Source organism: Stenotrophomonas sp. WED208 (genome assembly GCF_040984485.1).
Taxonomy (GTDB): Bacteria; Pseudomonadota; Gammaproteobacteria; order Xanthomonadales; family Xanthomonadaceae; genus Stenotrophomonas; species Stenotrophomonas riyadhensis.
Window position 1 is genome coordinate 901,634 of record NZ_JAZARB010000001.1, and the last position, 16,231, is coordinate 917,864.

At 68.2% G+C, this 16,231-nt stretch carries 14 protein-coding genes; 10 read left to right on the plus strand and 4 right to left on the minus strand.

What is annotated here, in order from left to right:
• Positions 1-3: 3 nt before the first annotated feature.
• From VPH47_RS04000 to tkt, 7 genes are all read left to right on the plus strand, one after another.
• The gene (locus tag VPH47_RS04000; RefSeq protein ID WP_305098962.1) at positions 4-933 is read left to right on the plus strand and encodes a DUF58 domain-containing protein; all 930 of its coding nucleotides are present in this window, start codon (positions 4-6) and stop codon (positions 931-933) included.
• On the plus strand, positions 930-1,379 hold the full coding sequence (locus tag VPH47_RS04005) for a DUF4381 family protein (protein ID WP_180854251.1): 450 nt from the start codon (positions 930-932) through the stop codon (positions 1,377-1,379). The genes VPH47_RS04000 and VPH47_RS04005 overlap by 4 nt, the downstream gene beginning before the upstream one ends.
• Positions 1,376-2,380 carry a VWA domain-containing protein gene (locus VPH47_RS04010; RefSeq protein ID WP_368850172.1) on the plus strand — a complete coding sequence of 335 codons (1,005 nt, stop codon included), beginning with the start codon at positions 1,376-1,378 and terminating at the stop codon, positions 2,378-2,380. The genes VPH47_RS04005 and VPH47_RS04010 overlap by 4 nt, the downstream gene beginning before the upstream one ends.
• Entirely contained in the window at positions 2,377-4,215 is a 1,839-nt protein-coding gene (locus tag VPH47_RS04015; protein WP_368850173.1) for a tetratricopeptide repeat protein, read from the plus strand. The genes VPH47_RS04010 and VPH47_RS04015 overlap by 4 nt, the downstream gene beginning before the upstream one ends.
• Positions 4,212-5,927: a BatD family protein gene (locus tag VPH47_RS04020; RefSeq protein WP_368850174.1), complete on the plus strand. Its 1,716-nt coding sequence runs from the start codon at positions 4,212-4,214 to the stop codon at positions 5,925-5,927. The genes VPH47_RS04015 and VPH47_RS04020 overlap by 4 nt, the downstream gene beginning before the upstream one ends.
• 57 nt (positions 5,928-5,984) lie before the next feature.
• Complete coding sequence (locus VPH47_RS04025) at positions 5,985-7,304, plus strand: dicarboxylate/amino acid:cation symporter (RefSeq protein ID WP_164161069.1); 1,320 nt, start codon at positions 5,985-5,987, stop codon at positions 7,302-7,304.
• 214 nt (positions 7,305-7,518) lie between these two features.
• Positions 7,519-9,516 carry a transketolase gene (tkt, locus tag VPH47_RS04030; protein WP_032127859.1) on the plus strand — a complete coding sequence of 666 codons (1,998 nt, stop codon included), beginning with the start codon at positions 7,519-7,521 and terminating at the stop codon, positions 9,514-9,516.
• A 127-nt stretch (positions 9,517-9,643) separates the two neighbouring features.
• Here the strand turns inward: tkt and VPH47_RS04035 are convergent, their stop codons facing one another.
• The gene (locus tag VPH47_RS04035) at positions 9,644-11,596 is read right to left on the minus strand and encodes an acetyl-CoA hydrolase/transferase C-terminal domain-containing protein (RefSeq protein WP_368850175.1); all 1,953 of its coding nucleotides are present in this window, start codon (positions 11,594-11,596) and stop codon (positions 9,644-9,646) included.
• A gap of 34 nt (positions 11,597-11,630) precedes the next feature.
• Positions 11,631-12,188 carry a flavin reductase family protein gene (locus VPH47_RS04040; protein ID WP_368850176.1) on the minus strand — a complete coding sequence of 186 codons (558 nt, stop codon included), beginning with the start codon at positions 12,186-12,188 and terminating at the stop codon, positions 11,631-11,633.
• Positions 12,189-12,306: 118 nt separating this feature from the next.
• On the opposite strand from VPH47_RS04040, the gene VPH47_RS04045 reads away from it, so the two are divergent.
• Genes VPH47_RS04045 through VPH47_RS04055 form a run of 3 tightly spaced genes read left to right on the plus strand, consistent with a single transcriptional unit; the run spans position 12,307 to position 14,424 of the window.
• Positions 12,307-12,672, plus strand: coding sequence for a BlaI/MecI/CopY family transcriptional regulator (locus tag VPH47_RS04045; RefSeq protein WP_010484077.1), 366 nt, complete (start codon positions 12,307-12,309; stop codon positions 12,670-12,672).
• The gene (locus tag VPH47_RS04050; protein WP_368850177.1) at positions 12,665-13,864 is read left to right on the plus strand and encodes a TonB family protein; all 1,200 of its coding nucleotides are present in this window, start codon (positions 12,665-12,667) and stop codon (positions 13,862-13,864) included. Before VPH47_RS04045 ends, VPH47_RS04050 begins: the two co-directional genes overlap by 8 nt.
• Positions 13,861-14,424 carry a hypothetical protein gene (locus tag VPH47_RS04055; protein ID WP_197611747.1) on the plus strand — a complete coding sequence of 188 codons (564 nt, stop codon included), beginning with the start codon at positions 13,861-13,863 and terminating at the stop codon, positions 14,422-14,424. The genes VPH47_RS04050 and VPH47_RS04055 overlap by 4 nt, the downstream gene beginning before the upstream one ends.
• Before the next feature lie 65 nt (positions 14,425-14,489).
• On the opposite strand, the gene VPH47_RS04060 is transcribed toward VPH47_RS04055, so the two are convergent.
• Positions 14,490-15,290 (minus strand): MBL fold metallo-hydrolase, encoded by an 801-nt coding sequence (locus VPH47_RS04060; protein WP_368850178.1) that lies wholly within the window; start codon positions 15,288-15,290, stop codon positions 14,490-14,492.
• Between the two features lie 11 nt (positions 15,291-15,301).
• Positions 15,302-16,120, minus strand: a complete 819-nt coding sequence (locus tag VPH47_RS04065) for a S1/P1 nuclease (RefSeq protein WP_368850179.1) — start codon at positions 16,118-16,120, stop codon at positions 15,302-15,304.
• Between the last annotated feature and the right edge of the window lie 111 nt (positions 16,121-16,231).

Consider the following 16,231-nt stretch of genomic DNA (forward strand, 5'->3'; position numbering starts at 1 on the left):
CGCATGACCGATCCGTCCCTGGAACCTGCATCCAACGCCAGTGATGGCGACGGGCTGCGCCCGCAGCTGTCCGAACTGGTGGCGCTGCGCCGCCTTGCACAGCGGCCGCCACCGCCGCGCCGTGGCCGTGCGGGCAACGCCGGGCAGGCGCCGTCGCCGCTGCGTGGGCGCGGCATGGAATACGCCGAGTCACGCGAGTACGTGGCCGGTGATGATGCGCGGCATATTGACTGGCGGGTGACCGCGCGTACCGGCCGTGCCCACACCAAGCTGTTCCAGGCCGAGCGCGAGCGGGTCAGCCTGATCGTGGCCGATACGTCGCCGGCCCTGTATTTCGGCACCCGCGTACGCTTCAAGTCGGTGCAGGCCGCGCGCGCGGGCGCCGTCGCCGCATGGTCGGCGCAGCGTCGGGGCGACCGCATCGGTGCATTGCGCGGCAGTGATCGTGAGCCGCCCATCGCACCCGCCGGCGGCCCGCGTGGCGTGTTGCGCGTGCTCGATGCACTCACCCGCTGGTATGCACAGCCGCCTGCCGATGACCTCGGCCTGGAGCGCGCGCTGGACCACGCCGCCCGCGTGCTTCGCCCGGGTGCGCGCATGCTGGTGCTGGCCGATCCGCAGCAGGCCATCCGCATTCCACCGGCGCGCTGGAGCGCGCTGGCCCAGCACCATGACCTCAGCCTGGTGCTGCTGGTCGATCCGTTGGAGATGCAGCCGCCCTCGGCCGCGCTGCAGTTCCAGACCGCGCAGCAGCGCGTCGGTCTCGACCTGCGCCGCAGCGAGGTGCAGGCACATTGGCAGGCGCACTTCGTCGAACCGTTGCAGGCGCTGCGCCGCCAGCTCGGCGCACGCCGCGTCGACGTGCAGGTACTGTCCACCGATGCAGCCAGCGACGCCTGGCTGGCGCCGTCACCGACCGAGGTGCCGGCATGAGCGCGAACCTGCCGCTGCGCGACGTGCAGCTGCCGCCCGCGCCCTCATGGTGGCCGCCGGCACCGGGCTATCTGATGATCGCAGGTGCGGTCCTGCTGGTGCTGCTGGTGGTCGCATTCTTCGGCTGGCAGCGTCGCCGTCGCCGCCAACGCTGGTTGCAGCTGTTCGATCAGGAGCTGGCATCGACCGCCGATGCTGCTGCGGAACTGGCGGCGATCGCAGGACTGCTGCGTCGCGCCGCACGTCAGGCACGGCCTGGCAGTGAATCCCTGCGCGATGATGCCTGGTGGCGGCGGGTGGATCCGCAGGGCACGTTGCCCGATGCCCGCCGCAGCCTGCTGGCCGAAGGGGCCTACCGTCCACGCGTTGACGCCAGCGAAGTGGCCGCCGTGCGCAGTTGGGCGCGTGAGCGCTATCTGGCCATGCTGCTGGAGCGCCGTCGATGAACCAGTTGGCGAGCTACTGGCCGTGGCCGGACCTGCAGCTGGCGTGGCCGCTGGCGCTGCTGGCGTTGCCGTTGCCATTGCTGATGCATTGGTGGAAACGTCGTGCCGATCCGGGCGCTGCGCTGCGCGTGCCATATGCGGCCACCGAACTGGAAGCGCTGGCCGGTGGTGGACGCGTTGATGTGTCGTGGCTGCGTACGCTGCTGCTGTGGCTGGGCTGGTGCGCGCTGTGCATCGCGCTGGCCCGTCCGCAGCAGTTGGGTGAGGCAGTCACGCCACCGCAGGAGGGCCGGCAGATGATGCTGGCGATGGACGTGTCCGGCAGCATGGGCGAGGGCGACATGGTGCTGGGCGGGCAGGCGGTCGATCGCCTCACCGCCGCCAAGGCCGTGCTGGCCGACTTCCTCGACCGCCGTGCCGGTGACCGCATCGGCCTGCTGGTGTTCGGCGACCGCGCTTACACACTCACGCCGCTGACTGCCGATCTGGCCAGCGTGCGCGACCAGTTGCGCGACAGCGTGGTTGGTCTGGCCGGGCGCGAGACCGCCATCGGTGATGCCATCGGCCTGGCGGTGAAACGCCTGCGCAGCCAGCCCGAAGGCCAGCGCGTGCTGATCCTGCTGACCGACGGCGTCAGCAATGCCGGCGTGCTGGAACCCCTGCGTGCCGCCGAAGTCGCGCGTGCCGAAGGCGTACGCATCCACACTGTTGCGTTTGGTGGCGATGGCAGCATGCGCCTGTTCGGCATTCCCATTTCCGCCGATCAGGACCCGGTCGACGAGGCCACCTTGAAGAAGATCGCGAGCATGACCGGCGGCCAGTTCTTCCGCGCCCGCGATACCGCGCAGCTGGCCGGCATCTATGCCGAACTGGATCGGCTGGAGCCGATCGCGGCGAAGGGGCCGAGCCTGCGCCCGCGCGAAGAACGCTATGCATGGCCGTTGGGCCTGGCGTTGTTGCTGGGCGCATTGGCCTGGCTGTGGCCGGAGCGACGCCGATGATCGCATTGGCTTCGAATCTTCCTGACTGGAACGCGCTGCACTTCCTGCGCCCGGAATGGCTGTGGGCCTTGCTCGCGTTGCCGGTGATCCTGGCGCTGGCGCTGTACCGGCAGCGACGCAGCGATGTGTGGCGACAGGCGGTGGATGCACACCTGTTGCCGCATCTGCTGGCTGCCGGAACGCGCCGTCGTGCGCGCCTGCCGTGGGCACTCCTGTTGGGCTGGGCGCTGGCCTCGCTGGCGATGGCCGGACCGAGCTGGCGCCAGCAGGCGCAACCGATGTTCCAGGCCAGCGCGCCGTTGCTGGTGGTGCTGGACCTGTCCAGCCGGATCACCGCCACCGATCTGCCGCCCTCGCGCCTGCTGCAGGCGCGGGCCAAGGTGGGTGAACTGCTGCGCGTACGCCAGGGCGGACAGGTCGGCCTGGTGGTGTATGCCGACGATGCCTATACCGTCGCGCCGCTGACCGACGACGGCAGCAATGTCGCGTTGTATCTGGATGCCTTGTCGCCCGATGTGATGCCGCGCGAGGGCCAGCGCGCCGACCGCGGTATTGACTGGGCCACCCGGTTGATGCGACAGATTGCTGCGCCGCAGGGGCAGATCCTGCTGGTCACCGATCAGGCCGACGGTGAAGCGACGCTGGCGGCCACGCAGGCGCGCAGTCTGGGCATGCAGGTGTCGGTGCTGGGCCTGGGCACGCCAGCCGGTGCCGCCTATCGCGACGGCAGTGGCCAGATCCGCCAGGCCGCGCTGGATGAAGGCAGCCTGCGCGCGCTGGCCACGGCAGGCGGTGGGCGCTATGCGCGCATCGCGGCCGATGACAGTGACCTGCGCGCACTGGGGGTGCTGGATGCGCGCGAGGGTACGGCAGCGCAACGGCCGGGCGAAGGCAAGCAATGGCGTGACGAGGGCTTCTGGCTGCTGCCGCCGGTGATGCTGCTGGCGCTGCTGGCCTTCCGTCGCCGCGCGGTGCTGGCCGCCGTGCTGGCGGTTGGCCTGTTGCCGTGGACGACGGATGTACAGGCACAGACGCCTGCTGCACCGTCTTCGCCGCCCGTGCAGGGCACGCTGTGGAAGCGTCCTGACCAACTGCAGCACCAGCGCCTGGCCGAAGGCGTACAGGCCTACCGCAATGGCGACTTTGCCAGTGCACGCAAGCAGTTCGAAGGCATCGACAGCGATGCAGGCTGGTACAACCTGGCCAACGCGCTGGCACGCCAGGGCAACTACGATGAGGCCATCGCCGCCTACGACCGCGCGCTGGCACTGCATCCCGGCATGGCCGATGCGGTGGCCAACCGTGCCGTGGTCGATGCCGCGCGCAAGCGCAAGCAGTCGGGGGGGGAGGGGCAGGATCAGCAGAAGCCGCCGCAGAATGGCCAGCAGAAGCAGCAGGACGATTCGCGCGGCAAGCAGAACCCGCAGGGCCAGCAACCGCAGCAGGGCCAGCAGGATCCCGGCCAAGGGCAGCCGCGGTCGGGCCAGCAGGGGCAGCCCAAGGCGGGTGACGACACATCCCAGTCGAGCCCGCAGCCCGGCGAGCGTGGCCGCGATGGCCAGCAGGCACCGCCGCAGGTGGAAGATGCCAAGGCACAGGCGCAGGCCGACCAACAGCAGCGCCAACGCATGCAGCAGGCAATGCAGCAGGCGCGCGAGGGCAAGGCTGACAAGGACGGCAAGCCGGTGCCGGGCAGTGAGGGCAGCACCCCGCGCCAGCGCGAGGAGCAACAGGCGGTGGAGGCGTGGATGCGGCGTGTACCGGATGATCCGGGTGCGCTGTTGCGGGCCAAGTTCCAGCTGGAAAACGAACGCAGGAAGAGGGAAGGGCGATGACGCGGGCGATCAACATGCACGGGCGCAGGCCATTGCAGGTACTGGCGGCACTGCTGCTGTGGCTGCCGCTGCTGGCCTGGGCGCAGCCGCGTGCCTGGCTGGACCGCGACCGCATCGCGATGGGCGACACGGTCACTCTCAATGTCGAGAGTGATCAGGGCGCGCCAGACTTCACACCGCTGCGTACCGACTTCGATCTCAGCGGGCAGACCAGCAGCCGCCAGGTGGAGTGGAGCAACGGCAGCATGCAGCAGCGCAACCTGTATGGCGTGGCGCTGACGCCACGGCGCAGCGGCGCGCTGGTGGTTCCGGGTCTGCAGGTGGGCAGCACGCGCACCGCGCCGCTGACCCTGCAGGTGGATGCGGCCGTCGTGGCCGGTCCGGACAGCAATGCGATGGCCTTCATCGAGACCGTGGTCGATGACGAGACGCCTTACGTGCAACAGAGCGTGGGCGTGGTCGTGCGTCTGTACTTCGCGTCGCAGCTGGCGTCGGGCGAACTGGTGCTGGATACCCCGGCGGGTGCGTCGCTGCAGCGGGTAGGTGACGACCGCACCGATGTGCGCCAGGTCAACGGCCGCCGCTACAACATGGTCGAACGCCGCTTCCTGCTGATTCCGGAGCGCAGTGGCGCGTTGCGCCTTGCCGGTGCCCGCTTCAACGGGCGCAGTGCCGGCGGCTTCTTCGATGATTTCTTCGGTGGCGGCGACGGCCGCATGAATGCCACCGGTGCGGACCGCACGCTGCAGGTGCAGGCGCAACCGGCACAGGCACCGCAGCCATGGTTGCCGCTGCAGAGCCTGCAGCTGCGCTACACCAGTGCACCGACCAGCGCCCGCAGCGGGGAGGCCGCCAACGTGGTGGTCGAAGCGGTTGCCGAGGGCGCGACCCGCGCGCAGTTCACCGATCTGCCGGTGCCGGACGTCGGCAACGCTGCGCAGGTGTTCGCCGAACCTGCGCAGTACGAAGAGACCTTCAATGGCAGCACGCCGCGGCTGAAGATCACCCGCCGCTATTCGATCGTGCCGCGCCAGCCGGGTTCGCTGGTGGTGCCGGGGCCGCGCCTGCCGTGGTGGGACGTGCGCAATGGCAAGGCACAGGAAGCGAAGCTGCCGGACCTGACGCTGGCCGTCGCCGCGGGTAGAGGGGGTGGCACGACCACACCGGCACCGCTGCCGCCGATCGACACCGATGCGGCGCTGCCGGGTGCCGATGGCCAGGACAGCCGCATCGCGGCGACCGATCCGCGCGCCAGTGGCCTGGCCGAACGTCCGTGGCCATGGATGGGCGCCGCCATCGGCCTGGCATTGCTGTGGCTGTTGACCCTGCTGTGGGGCTGGCAGCGTGGCCGGCGCGCGCGTGCAGTGGCGCCTGTGGCGGGCAAGCCCGCTGTGCCGACTGTGGCGAGCGGGCGTGCCGGCCTGGCCGAACTGCGCCGCGCGCTGGATGGCGAAGGCTTCGACCAGGTGGAAGCACAGCTGTGTGCGATGGCCGGCGTTGAACGCATCGAGCAGGTCATCGCGCGGCTTGAGGATGCTGCCCAGCGCCAGGTGCTGCAGGACCTGCAGCAGGCGCGCTGGGGCGGGCAGGGTGATCTGGCGCCGCTGCGTGCGCGCCTGCGCGAGGTCTTCCGTGACGGACCGCACTGGTCGGCGGCTACGGGCACCGCCGACACTGGCCTGGCGCCGCTGTATCCGCCACGGCGAACCTGAACCGGCGCCGCTTGCGCGCTTTGTTAGAGTGCATTCATTTTTCGAGGAAACCCGCGTATGACAGCAGCTGCTGCCGACAAGAAGAAGTTGCCCCTGCATTGGAAGATGGGCATCGGCTTTGCGATCGGCCTGGTCCTGGGACTGATCGTGCACGCCCTGGGCGGCAGCGTCGATGGTCTGCAGGCCGGTGCCAAGTGGGTAATGGACTACGTCACCACCCCGGCGTCGGGCCTGTTCCTCAATCTGATCTTCATGCTGATCGTGCCGTTGATCTTCTCGGCGCTGATCATGGGCGTGTCGGAAATGGGCGACATCCGCGCCCTCGGCCGCATCGGCTGGAAGACCCTGGCCTACACCGTGCTGTTGTCCGGCATCGCCGTGGGCATCGGCCTGGTGCTGGTCAACCTGCTCAAGCCGGGTGCCGGCGTCGACCCGCAGGTCGCCGCGATGATGCTGTCTGAGAACGCCGAGCGCAGCAAGGAAATCGTCGCGGGCATCCATGGCACGCCGAAGGGCATGGACATGCTGCTGTCGATCGTGCCGAGCAACGTGCTGCAGGCGGCGTCGGACAACGGCGCGATCCTGTCGCTGATGTTCTTCGCGCTGATGTTCGGCATCGGCATGGTGCTGACCGACAACGAGAAGGTCGCCCCGCTGCGCCGCGCCATCGAAGGCGTGTTCGAAATCTCGATGACCCTGATCAACCTGGTCATCCGCCTGGCCCCGTATGCGGTGGCCTGCTTCATGTTCAACCTGGCCGCACTGTTCGGCTTCGAGCTGATCATCCGCCTTGGTGCCTACGTGGGCGTGGTGGTGCTGGCGCTGGGCCTGCACATGATCGTGACCTACGGCACCGCGGTGTGGCTGTCCGGACGTTCGCCGCTGTCGTTCTTCCGCGATACCCAGGAAGCGACGGTGATGGCGTTCTCCACCGCCTCCAGCAACGCTACCCTGCCGACCGCGCTGCGCGTGGCCGACCAGATGGGCCTGCCGCAGCGCGTGTCGCGCTTCGTGCTGACCGTGGGCGCCACCGCCAACCAGAACGGCACCGCGCTGTTCGAGGGTGTGACGGTGATCTTCCTGGCCCAGTTCTTCGGCGTGGACCTGAGCATCGGCCAGCAGTTCATGGTGATGGCGGTCTGCATCCTCGGTGGCATCGGTACCGCCGGCGTGCCGTCGGGCTCGCTGCCGGTGGTGGCGATGATCTGCGCGATGGTGGGCGTGAACCCGCTGGGCATCGGCCTGATCCTGGGCGTGAACCACTTCCTGGACATGTGCCGCACCGCCCTGAACGTGACCGGCGACCTGGCCCTGACCACCCTGGTGGCCAAGGGCGAATCGCACGACGGCCCGGCGCTGGGCCCGCAGCAGGACTGAGTCCAACGCCACTGCTGGCGACCTGATCGGGGTCGGATTCCTTTCCGCAGGGAAAGGGCTCCGACCCCGTTTCACATGCGGAATCCGGCGGAGATGACGACGTCGCCGGCCAGCGGCCGGCACGACCGGGCAAGGTGAACCGCCCCCCGCCCGGCGACTATGGGACAATAGGCCGCCCGCACGTCCGCGGCCGCCTCCCGATTCCGACAGAACCATGACGCAGCCTACCCGTCGCCAGTTGGCCAACGCCATCCGCTTCCTTGCCGCCGATGCGGTTGAAACCGCAAAGTCCGGCCACCCCGGCATGCCCATGGGCATGGCCGACATCGCCGAAGTCCTCTGGAACGACTATCTCCGCCATAACCCGAGCAACCCGCACTGGTTCAACCGCGACCGTTTCGTGCTGTCCAACGGCCACGGTTCGATGCTGCAGTACGCGCTGCTGCACCTGAGTGGTTACGACCTGCCGATCGAGCAGCTGAAGCTGTTCCGCCAGCTGGGCAGCCACACCGCCGGTCACCCGGAACGCCACGAGACCCCGGGCGTGGAAACCACCACCGGCCCGCTGGGCCAGGGTTTCGCCAATGCCGTGGGCTTCGCCTTGGCCGAGAAGCTGCTGGCACAGCGCTTCAACCGCCCGGAGCTGGAAGTGGTCGACCACCGCACCTGGGTGTTCATGGGCGATGGCTGCCTGATGGAAGGCGTGTCGCATGAAGCCGCTTCGCTGGCCGGTACCTGGGGCCTGCACAAGTTGGTCTGTTTCTGGGACAACAACCACATCTCCATCGACGGCAATGTCGAGGGCTGGTTCACCGACAACACCCCGGAGCGTTTCGAGGCCTATGGCTGGAACGTGGTGCGCGATGTCGATGGCCATGACCCGGAGAGCATCAAGGCCGGCATCGAGGCCGCGCTGTCGCAGAGCGACAAGCCGACCCTGATCTGCTGCCGCACCACCATTGGTTTTGGTTCGCCGAACAAGGCGGGCAAGGAATCCAGCCACGGCGCCCCGCTGGGCAAGGACGAACTGGAAGCCACCCGCAAGCAGCTGGGCTGGGAATACGGTCCCTTCGAGATCCCGCAGGCGATCTACGACGGCTGGCGCGCCAATGGCGCCGGTACGCTGCGCCAGGCCGAGTGGGAGCAGCTGTTCGACAAGTACGCCAGCCAGTACCCGGCTGAAGCGTCCGAGCTGACCCGCCGTTCGCACGGCGAGCTGCCGGCCGACTTCGTTGCCAAGGCCGATGCCTACATCGCCCAGGTGGCCGCTGAAGGCCCGACGATCGCCTCGCGCAAGGCCTCGCAGCTGGCCATCGAAGCCTATGCCCCGCTGCTGCCGGAAATCGTCGGCGGCTCGGCCGACCTGGCGCACTCCAACCTGACCCTGTGGAAGGGCAGCAAGTCGGTGGCCAGCGACGACGCCAACGCCAACTACGTGTACTACGGCGTGCGCGAGTTCGGCATGACCGCCATCGCCAACGGCCTGGCCCTGCACGGCGGCTTCATTCCGTTCGACGCTACCTTCCTGGTGTTCAGCGATTACGCCCGCAACGGCGTGCGCATGAGCGCGCTGATCCCGGCCCACGCCATCCACGTCTACACCCACGACTCGATCGGCCTGGGCGAAGACGGCCCGACCCACCAGCCGGTGGAGCACCTGGCCTCGCTGCGCTACATCCCGAACAACGACGTGTGGCGTCCGTGCGATGCGGTCGAGTCGGCGGTGAGCTGGAAGGCTGCGATCACCCGCCAGGACGGCCCGAGCTGCCTGGTGTTCAGCCGCCAGAACCTGCCGCACCAGCCGCGCAACGCCGAGCAGATCGCCCAGATCGAGCGCGGTGGCTACGTGCTGGCCGATGCCGCCGGTACCCCGGACGTGATCCTGATCGCCACCGGTTCGGAAGTTTCGCTGGCGACCGAAGCCAAGGCCCAGCTGGACGCGGCCGGCCTCAAGACCCGCGTGGTCTCGATGCCGTCCACCGACGTGTTCCTGCGCCAGGATGCGGCCTACCGTGAATCGGTACTGCCGAACGCCGTGCGCAAGCGCGTGGCCGTGGAAGCCGGTGTCACAGGTTTCTGGCGTCAGTTCGTCGGCCTGGACGGTGCGGTGATCGGTATCGACACCTTCGGTGCCTCGGCCCCGGCCGACCAGCTGTACAAGCACTTCGGCATCACCACTGCCCACGTGGTGGAAGCCGCCAAGGCGCTGTAAGCAGCCTCGCGAAGCAGGAAGGGAGAGGCCGGCGCAAGCCGGCCTTTCTCGTTGCCGGAAGAAAAAGGGGACGGAGGGGATTAAGTCGCATGTGCACAAACGACTTAATCCCCTCCGTCCCCTTTTTTCAGGCGGTGCGTGCCAGCGCGAGGCGCAGCAGTCGCGCGTCCAGGCGTTCGGCGAAATCCTTCGGTGCCTGCAGGTCCATGCGCTGCAGGTACACCGCATCGCCGTCGCCAGCCGGTTGGCGCAGCGCCGCCCAGACCGTGCGCAGTTTGTCGCCGCGGGTCTGCGTGTTGGCCTTCAGCCAGCCCAGCGCCTTCACCAGCACCTGCTCGATCTCGTTGAAGTCGCTGCCCAACGGATAGTCGGGCAGGCTGCCATCGGTGCGGAATGGGGCCAGTGCCGCGGCCAGTGCCTGCGGCGTGTTGCGCTGCTGATGCTGTGGATCCGGCTGCGTGGCCGCCAGCAGCTTGCGCGAGGCGTGTGCCTGCTGCAGCAGGCCACCCTGGAACGGGGCCTCGGTGATCGCGGTCATCGCATGCACGCAGTCCTCGTCGGTCAGGCCGCGCAGATCGGCGATGCCGTATTCGTTGAGGTAGATGTCGCGCAGATGGCGCGGGATGGTGGTGTGCCCGTAGTTCCAGCGCACGTTGGATTCGCGCTGGCCCTTGTCATCGCGCGCGGCGCGGAACATCAAGACGCTGCGGGCTTCCGGCAGCGCATGTGCCATCGCCACGAAGTTGTACTGGCCGCCCACGCCGGACACCACGCGGCCATCGTCCAGCGCATCCGACACCGCCGCGCCCAGCGCGGTGGCCATCATGCAGGAGTTGAAGAAGCGCGCATGGCGGCGCTGCAGGCGCTCCAGCGTCTCGTTGCCGCCATACAGCTGGTTGATCTCGCTGATGCGGCGCATGCCGATCGCACGGCACTCGTCTTCCGGCAGCGTGCGCAGCCACTCGTAGAATTCCGGCGAACCCAGGTAGAACGCGCCGTGCAGGTACTCGCCTTCGGCGGCCAGGGTAGCGTGGTCGATGGACAGCGTGCTGCCATTCTCGATGCGCTGCATCAGCGCCAGGTCGTCGTGCACCTTGCGCTTGATCACGCCGGTCTGCACCAGCCGGCGGAAGCCCTCGTTGAGCATTTCGCTGCAGCCATACAGGCCGACCTCGAACGGATCCAGTCCGCCGATCTCCTGCACCAGCGGATGGCTGGCCAGCTGCGGATCCAGCGCATGCAGCACGCGGCGGTAGCGCGCGTTGTCGGTGTGGCGCAGCACCAGCGCATGGCTGAGCGCGTCGGCCAGCGTGCCAATGCCGATCTGCAGGGTGCCGCCGTCGCGCACCAGTGTGCTGGCATACAGGCCGATGGCGTAGTCGGCATCGCCGACCGGCTGCCGCGGCAGCCCGAACAGCGCCGGGTACGGCGGCGGTGGGGTGATCACCAGATCGAAGAACGACACATCAACCGTCGCCGAGCCGCCCAGATAGGGCAACTGAGGATCGATCTCAGCGATCATCAACGGGCGCGGCAGGCCGCGCGCGGTCATCGCATCCAGCGTGTCCTGGGTGATGTCGTTGTTGCACGACAGCGAGAGCCGGCGGTCATCCGGGCGCATTGCCACCTTCTGCACGATCACCTGCGGCGCGCGCTGCGCTACGGCATCGGCGGCGTGGGTGTAGTTCAGGCTGGTATAGCTGGACTGCGCTTGGCGCGAACCGAGCAGGGCGCCGGACTGCATGTAGAACTCTTCCACCTGCACGTGCGCCGGCAGCGCGTCGCGCGCGATCGCATCGGCATAGGCCAGGCGAGGGAAATCATCACCGAAGTGACGCAGCGCGAACGGTGCCATGAAGCGCGCTTCCAGGCCGTTGCCGCGCGCCTTCGGCGGGTTCAGCGACAGCGCGGTATACAGCTGCAGCGGCCGCGAAGGGTCGTGCTCGACGCGTGCGTAAAGGGCATTGAGCAACCGATGTGGCTTGCCCAGTGCCAGCGGTGCCCCGATCCGCAGCGGCCCGTCCACGCGCGCAAACAACCAGTCGACAGCGGCGTCCAGGTCGGTGAGGTGTTCGGTCATGCGCGGTGGTCCTGCGTGTGGGGGAGTGCGGGCATTACAGCATGTCGGGCTTGAACCGCCGTCGACGCGAGACCTCCGCACCGGACACCATGAACTGCCCATCGCCGCGGTAATGCACCGTGCGCGGCAGCTTCGGCCGTGGCGCCACGTGGGCGCGCACGATTTCCCAGATGAACAGGTTGTTCGCTGCGACCTGGCTGTCGTCGTAGAGGCGGCATTCGAAGCAGGAATGACACTGCCCGACCAGCGGTGCGCCAACCTCGCGCGCGGGCTGCGCATCGAGCCCGAAACGGGCGAATTTGTCGACCTCGCGGCCGCTGCAGTTGCCGATGTCCACGACGGTATCGAGCAGTTCCACCCCCGGCACGTTGATAACGCATTCGCCGCTGCCGCGCGCCAATGCGTGGCTGTGGTTTTCGTGCCACAGGTAGGTGGCGACCAGCGAAGGCGACATGCCCATCACCATGTGCCAGCCCATCGTCATCAGGTTGCGCTGGTCACGCCACGCCGTGCTGACCAGCACGATCGGGCCGGGTTCGAGGAAGCGGCGGGCGTGCTCGACCGGGACGTCCTTCTTGGGCAGCGCTTTCATCCGGGGCCTGGGGCGGGAGGCATCGATGCTGGCGCAGGTGCGATGAACCTGGAGTCGAGGGGGTTGACAAGGCTTTCGATTACGCGCGTAATCAAATCGTCGATTACGGATGTAAATCATGACCCCGATCAGCGAAGCCGAAGCCGTTGTGATGGAGGTGCTCTGGCAGCAGGCACCGCGCAGCGCCGACGACGTGGTGGCCGCGCTGGCCCACCGTGACTGGGCCGAGCCGACCATCAAGACCCTGCTCAACCGCCTGCTGACCAAGGGCGCGATTGCTGCCGAACGTGATGGCCGGCGCTACCTGTACCGGCCGTTGCTGCAGCGCCAGGCGTGGGTGGAGGCGCAGAGCCAGGACTTCATCGGCCGTGTCTTCGAAGGGCGCGTTGCGCCGTTGGTCGCGCACTTCAGCGAACGCGGCCAGTTGAGTGCGCAGGACATCGCCGAACTGAAGAAGCTGATCCAGGAGCTGGACCATGACTGAGCTGCTCAACGGAGTGTGGCAGGCCAGCCTGTGGTTGGCGGTGGGCGTGGTCCTGCTGGCGGTAATGCGGCCGCTGCTGGTGCGATTGGGGGGCGTTGCGCTGGCCTATCGCAGCTGGTGGCTGCTGCCGATGCTGCTGCTGGCACTGATGCTGCCGTTGCCGCAGGTGGCACTTCTGGAGCATGTGCCGACGTTGCCGCTGAAAGTGGTACCCGGCGCCGTCGAAGGCATGGCGGGGCAGTCGCTGCCGTGGGCCGGGCTGTTGCTGCTGGCATGGACGCTGGGGGCGGTCCTTTGTCTGCTACGCGATCTACGTGCGCAGCGGCGCTTTGAACGTGGCATGGGCCAACTGTGTGCACGCGCAGATGGCAGCTGGCAGGCCAGCGCTGATCCCGGGCTGCCCGCGCTGGTCGGCCTGTGGCGTCCGCGCATCGTGGTAGGCCCGGACTTCGACCAGCAGTTCACCGCACAGGAGCAGGGCCTGATCCTGCAGCACGAGCGCAGCCACCGTCGCAATGGCGATCACTGGGCCAATGGGGCGCTGCTGATGGCACGCGCGGTGTTCTGGTTCCACCCGCTCGTGCCATGGGCTGCACGCCGCTTCCTGCGGGACCAGGAACTGGCCTGCGATGCCCGCACCATTGCCCCGCAGCCTGCGCTGCGCGGTCTCTACGCCAGCACGCTGCTGAAGGCGCAGCTGGTCCATCCGGTTGCGCCAGCGGTCTGCCATTGGCGCAGCCAACCCGTGTTGAAGGAGCGTATCGCCATGTTGAAGCAGTCCAAGCGGAAGGCATTGCCGTGGGTGTCGGGGCAGGTGCTGGTGGTCGGCTTGTGTCTGGGAATGGGCGCGGTGGCGTGGGCCAGCCAGGGCGGTGCGGCGGGAGGCCCGGCAGGATCCGTCATGGATCGGGAGATCCAGGTCGAAAAGATGCGGCCGCCGTCCTATCCGAAGTCCGCCTTCGAGCAGCGCCAGGTGGGCGTAGTGAACCTGCGCGTGGAAGTGGACGCCCAGGGCCATCCCACCGACGTCCAGGTGCTCAGCGCCACCAATCCGGGGGTGTTCGACGCGGTGTCGATCGCCGCAGCGCGCAGCTGGACCTATCGTCCGGCGATAAAGAACGGAAAGCCCGTTGCAGGGGCTGTGAAGATTCCGATCACCTATGCCATGGACAACACCGAGGACTCCCAGTGAAGACCGCGCCGCTGTTGATGATGGCGGCGCTGTTGGCAGGATGCGCGACCCAGGACCGGCTGACCACCGTGGATACCCGCAGCGAGAATGTCGGCCATCAGCGCCTGCAGCCGCAGGCCGGTGGCGGCAGCGGGCAAGTGCAGACGTATTCGCTGGGTGCGAGCGAGGGCTACCGGATGCCGCAGCTGCACGTGGCACCGGATCCGCAGGTTGGCGATCGCGACCCGCGTGCGGAACTGGCGCCGACCACCATCTGCCTGCAGGTGGTGGTCGATGCGCAGGGCAGCGTCGAACGCAGCGTGCCGCTCACCGATCGCCCGGAGTGCGCGGCAGGTGCTGCAGGTGAAAATGCGCCCTTGCTGCAGGCCGCGCAGGAGGCGGTTGCGATGTGGAAGTACTCGTCCGCCGCGGTCTGCCACTTCGCACCCGGCAAGGTGCCCGCTGATCGCGGCGACTGCCGTGGCGCCGAGCGCGTCGAGCCGGTGGCGGTCACTCTGCAGTATGCCTTCACCTTCGAGGTCGTGAAGGGGCAGCATGTGGTGCGCACGCAGGGGAAATGAACGCCCGCGATGCCTGACCGAAAACGGTAGCGCCGGGCCATGCCCGGCGAGCGCAGCGGTGTATGTCAGGCCCCGCCCTGGATGTTGGCCTTCACCGCGGGCTGCATCAGCTTCGGCTCTTCCAGCGTCGCATCGCGGGCCTGGCGCACGCTGACGAACTCCGCCTCGGCCACACCGTCATGCACGTGGATGTTGTGCGCGCGCTGCTCGCCGATGGTGGTTTCGTTGGCGACGTCGCGACCGCCCGGGCCGTAGTCATGGCAGACGAACACGCGGGTGGCCTCGGGCAGGGCCAGCAGGCGCTGGATCGAGCGGTACAGCTGCGCGGCATCGCCACCCGGGAAGTCGCAGCGCGCGGTGCCGCCGTCAGGCATGAACAGCGAGTCGCCGGTGAACAGCGCGTCGCCGATCAGGTAGGCGATGCTGTCGCTGGTGTGGCCGGGCACGGCGATCACCTGGCCGCGCAGTTCGCCGAGGGCGAAGGTCTCGCCATCGCTGAACAGGTGGTCGAAGATCTCATCGGACGCCGGAAGCTGCAGGCCATAGCGCGGTGCGAAGGTGGCCTGCACCGCGCGGATGCCTTCGCCGATGGCCAGCGTGGCCTGCGGGAAGCGCTCCTTCAGGCGGCGCCCGGCCGACACATGGTCGGCGTGGGCGTGGGTTTCCAGCAGCCAGCGCAGCTGCAGGCCCTGTTGTTCGATGGCCTGCAACGCGGCATGCAGCGGCGCTTCACTGCTGGCGTCGGTATCCGGATCGTAGTCCAGGACCGGGTCGATCAGCGCTGCCTCGCCGCTGGCCGGGTCGCTGACCAGATAGCTGAAGGTGTTGCTGTCACGGTGGAAGAACGACTGCACCTGGACCGACATCGGAACTCTCCTCAGCGCGCGCCGAGCACGCGGTTCAGCAACTGCGCCAGGTTTTCACCGGCCAGTCGCAGCTGCGCTTCGGCCAGCGGCCGGTAGCGCTCGGTGTACTCGTCACCGATTTTACGCGTGGCCGGATAAACGCCAGCTTGCATGGAGATGCGGCAGCTGGCCTCGGCCCACGTCTGCGGGTCGCGCTGCGGGTTGGACTGGCGCGCCAGCTTCGGCGCGCGCTGGCTCTGCAGCAGCGGCAGATAGCCTGCGTCATCCAGCTTGCGGGTGTTGAGCATGCCGCTGTCCCACAGCGAGTGCAGGTTGGTACCGCGGTTGCCGAACTGCAGCTGGAAATCGTTGCCGCCCTTGTCGTGGGCGTAACCGGCGTGCATCGGCTGGTGGATGTCGCCGACCAGGTGCACGACGAACTTCAGTGCCTGCAGGCGCTCGCCGTCGGTCAGGCTGCGGTCACCGAGGATGGCGCTCTGGGCCTTCAGGGCCTCGACGATGCAGCTGCCGTTCTTGCAATGCTTCGGTGCTTCGTAATGGCAGTTGTCTTCGGCGATGTTGACGTAGTGCCAGCCGGCCGAGCGACGGCCCAGGCCCGGATCCTTTGCACGCAGCTGATCGGCCCATGGCGCGATGCTGGCCAGGGTGGCATCCGGTTCGATGGCCAGCAGGCGGTCCACTTCAGCGCGGGCGGTGGGGGTGAGGCGGGCGTCGGCGACTTCGGCGACCAGACGGTGGCCTTGCGCGCCCCAGGCATGGGCGGGGGCGGAGACGGACAGCAGGGCCGGCGCCAGGGCGGCGGCGAGGAAGAGGGAGTGCAGGGCTTTCATGCGCACATTCTAGCGGGGTAGGTGGATTGAAGAGCGGCGCGTTTCTGTCTGCTGGGGCGGGCTGCAGCGCCTGCCCCTGCAGCCCCCATCCAACATGGCAGCGAAGGCGGA

Coding starts and splice junctions, on each gene's coding strand:
- VPH47_RS04000 (WP_305098962.1), top strand. CDS start 4: ATGACCGATCCGTCCCTGGAACCTGCATCCAACGCCAGTGATGGCGAC.
- VPH47_RS04005 (WP_180854251.1), top strand. CDS start 930: ATGAGCGCGAACCTGCCGCTGCGCGACGTGCAGCTGCCGCCCGCGCCC.
- VPH47_RS04010 (WP_368850172.1), top strand. CDS start 1,376: ATGAACCAGTTGGCGAGCTACTGGCCGTGGCCGGACCTGCAGCTGGCG.
- VPH47_RS04015 (WP_368850173.1), top strand. CDS start 2,377: ATGATCGCATTGGCTTCGAATCTTCCTGACTGGAACGCGCTGCACTTC.
- VPH47_RS04020 (WP_368850174.1), top strand. CDS start 4,212: ATGACGCGGGCGATCAACATGCACGGGCGCAGGCCATTGCAGGTACTG.
- VPH47_RS04025 (WP_164161069.1), top strand. CDS start 5,985: ATGACAGCAGCTGCTGCCGACAAGAAGAAGTTGCCCCTGCATTGGAAG.
- tkt (WP_032127859.1), top strand. CDS start 7,519: ATGACGCAGCCTACCCGTCGCCAGTTGGCCAACGCCATCCGCTTCCTT.
- VPH47_RS04035 (WP_368850175.1), bottom strand. CDS start 11,596: ATGACCGAACACCTCACCGACCTGGACGCCGCTGTCGACTGGTTGTTT.
- VPH47_RS04040 (WP_368850176.1), bottom strand. CDS start 12,188: ATGAAAGCGCTGCCCAAGAAGGACGTCCCGGTCGAGCACGCCCGCCGC.
- VPH47_RS04045 (WP_010484077.1), top strand. CDS start 12,307: ATGACCCCGATCAGCGAAGCCGAAGCCGTTGTGATGGAGGTGCTCTGG.
- VPH47_RS04050 (WP_368850177.1), top strand. CDS start 12,665: ATGACTGAGCTGCTCAACGGAGTGTGGCAGGCCAGCCTGTGGTTGGCG.
- VPH47_RS04060 (WP_368850178.1), bottom strand. CDS start 15,290: ATGTCGGTCCAGGTGCAGTCGTTCTTCCACCGTGACAGCAACACCTTC.
- VPH47_RS04065 (WP_368850179.1), bottom strand. CDS start 16,120: ATGAAAGCCCTGCACTCCCTCTTCCTCGCCGCCGCCCTGGCGCCGGCC.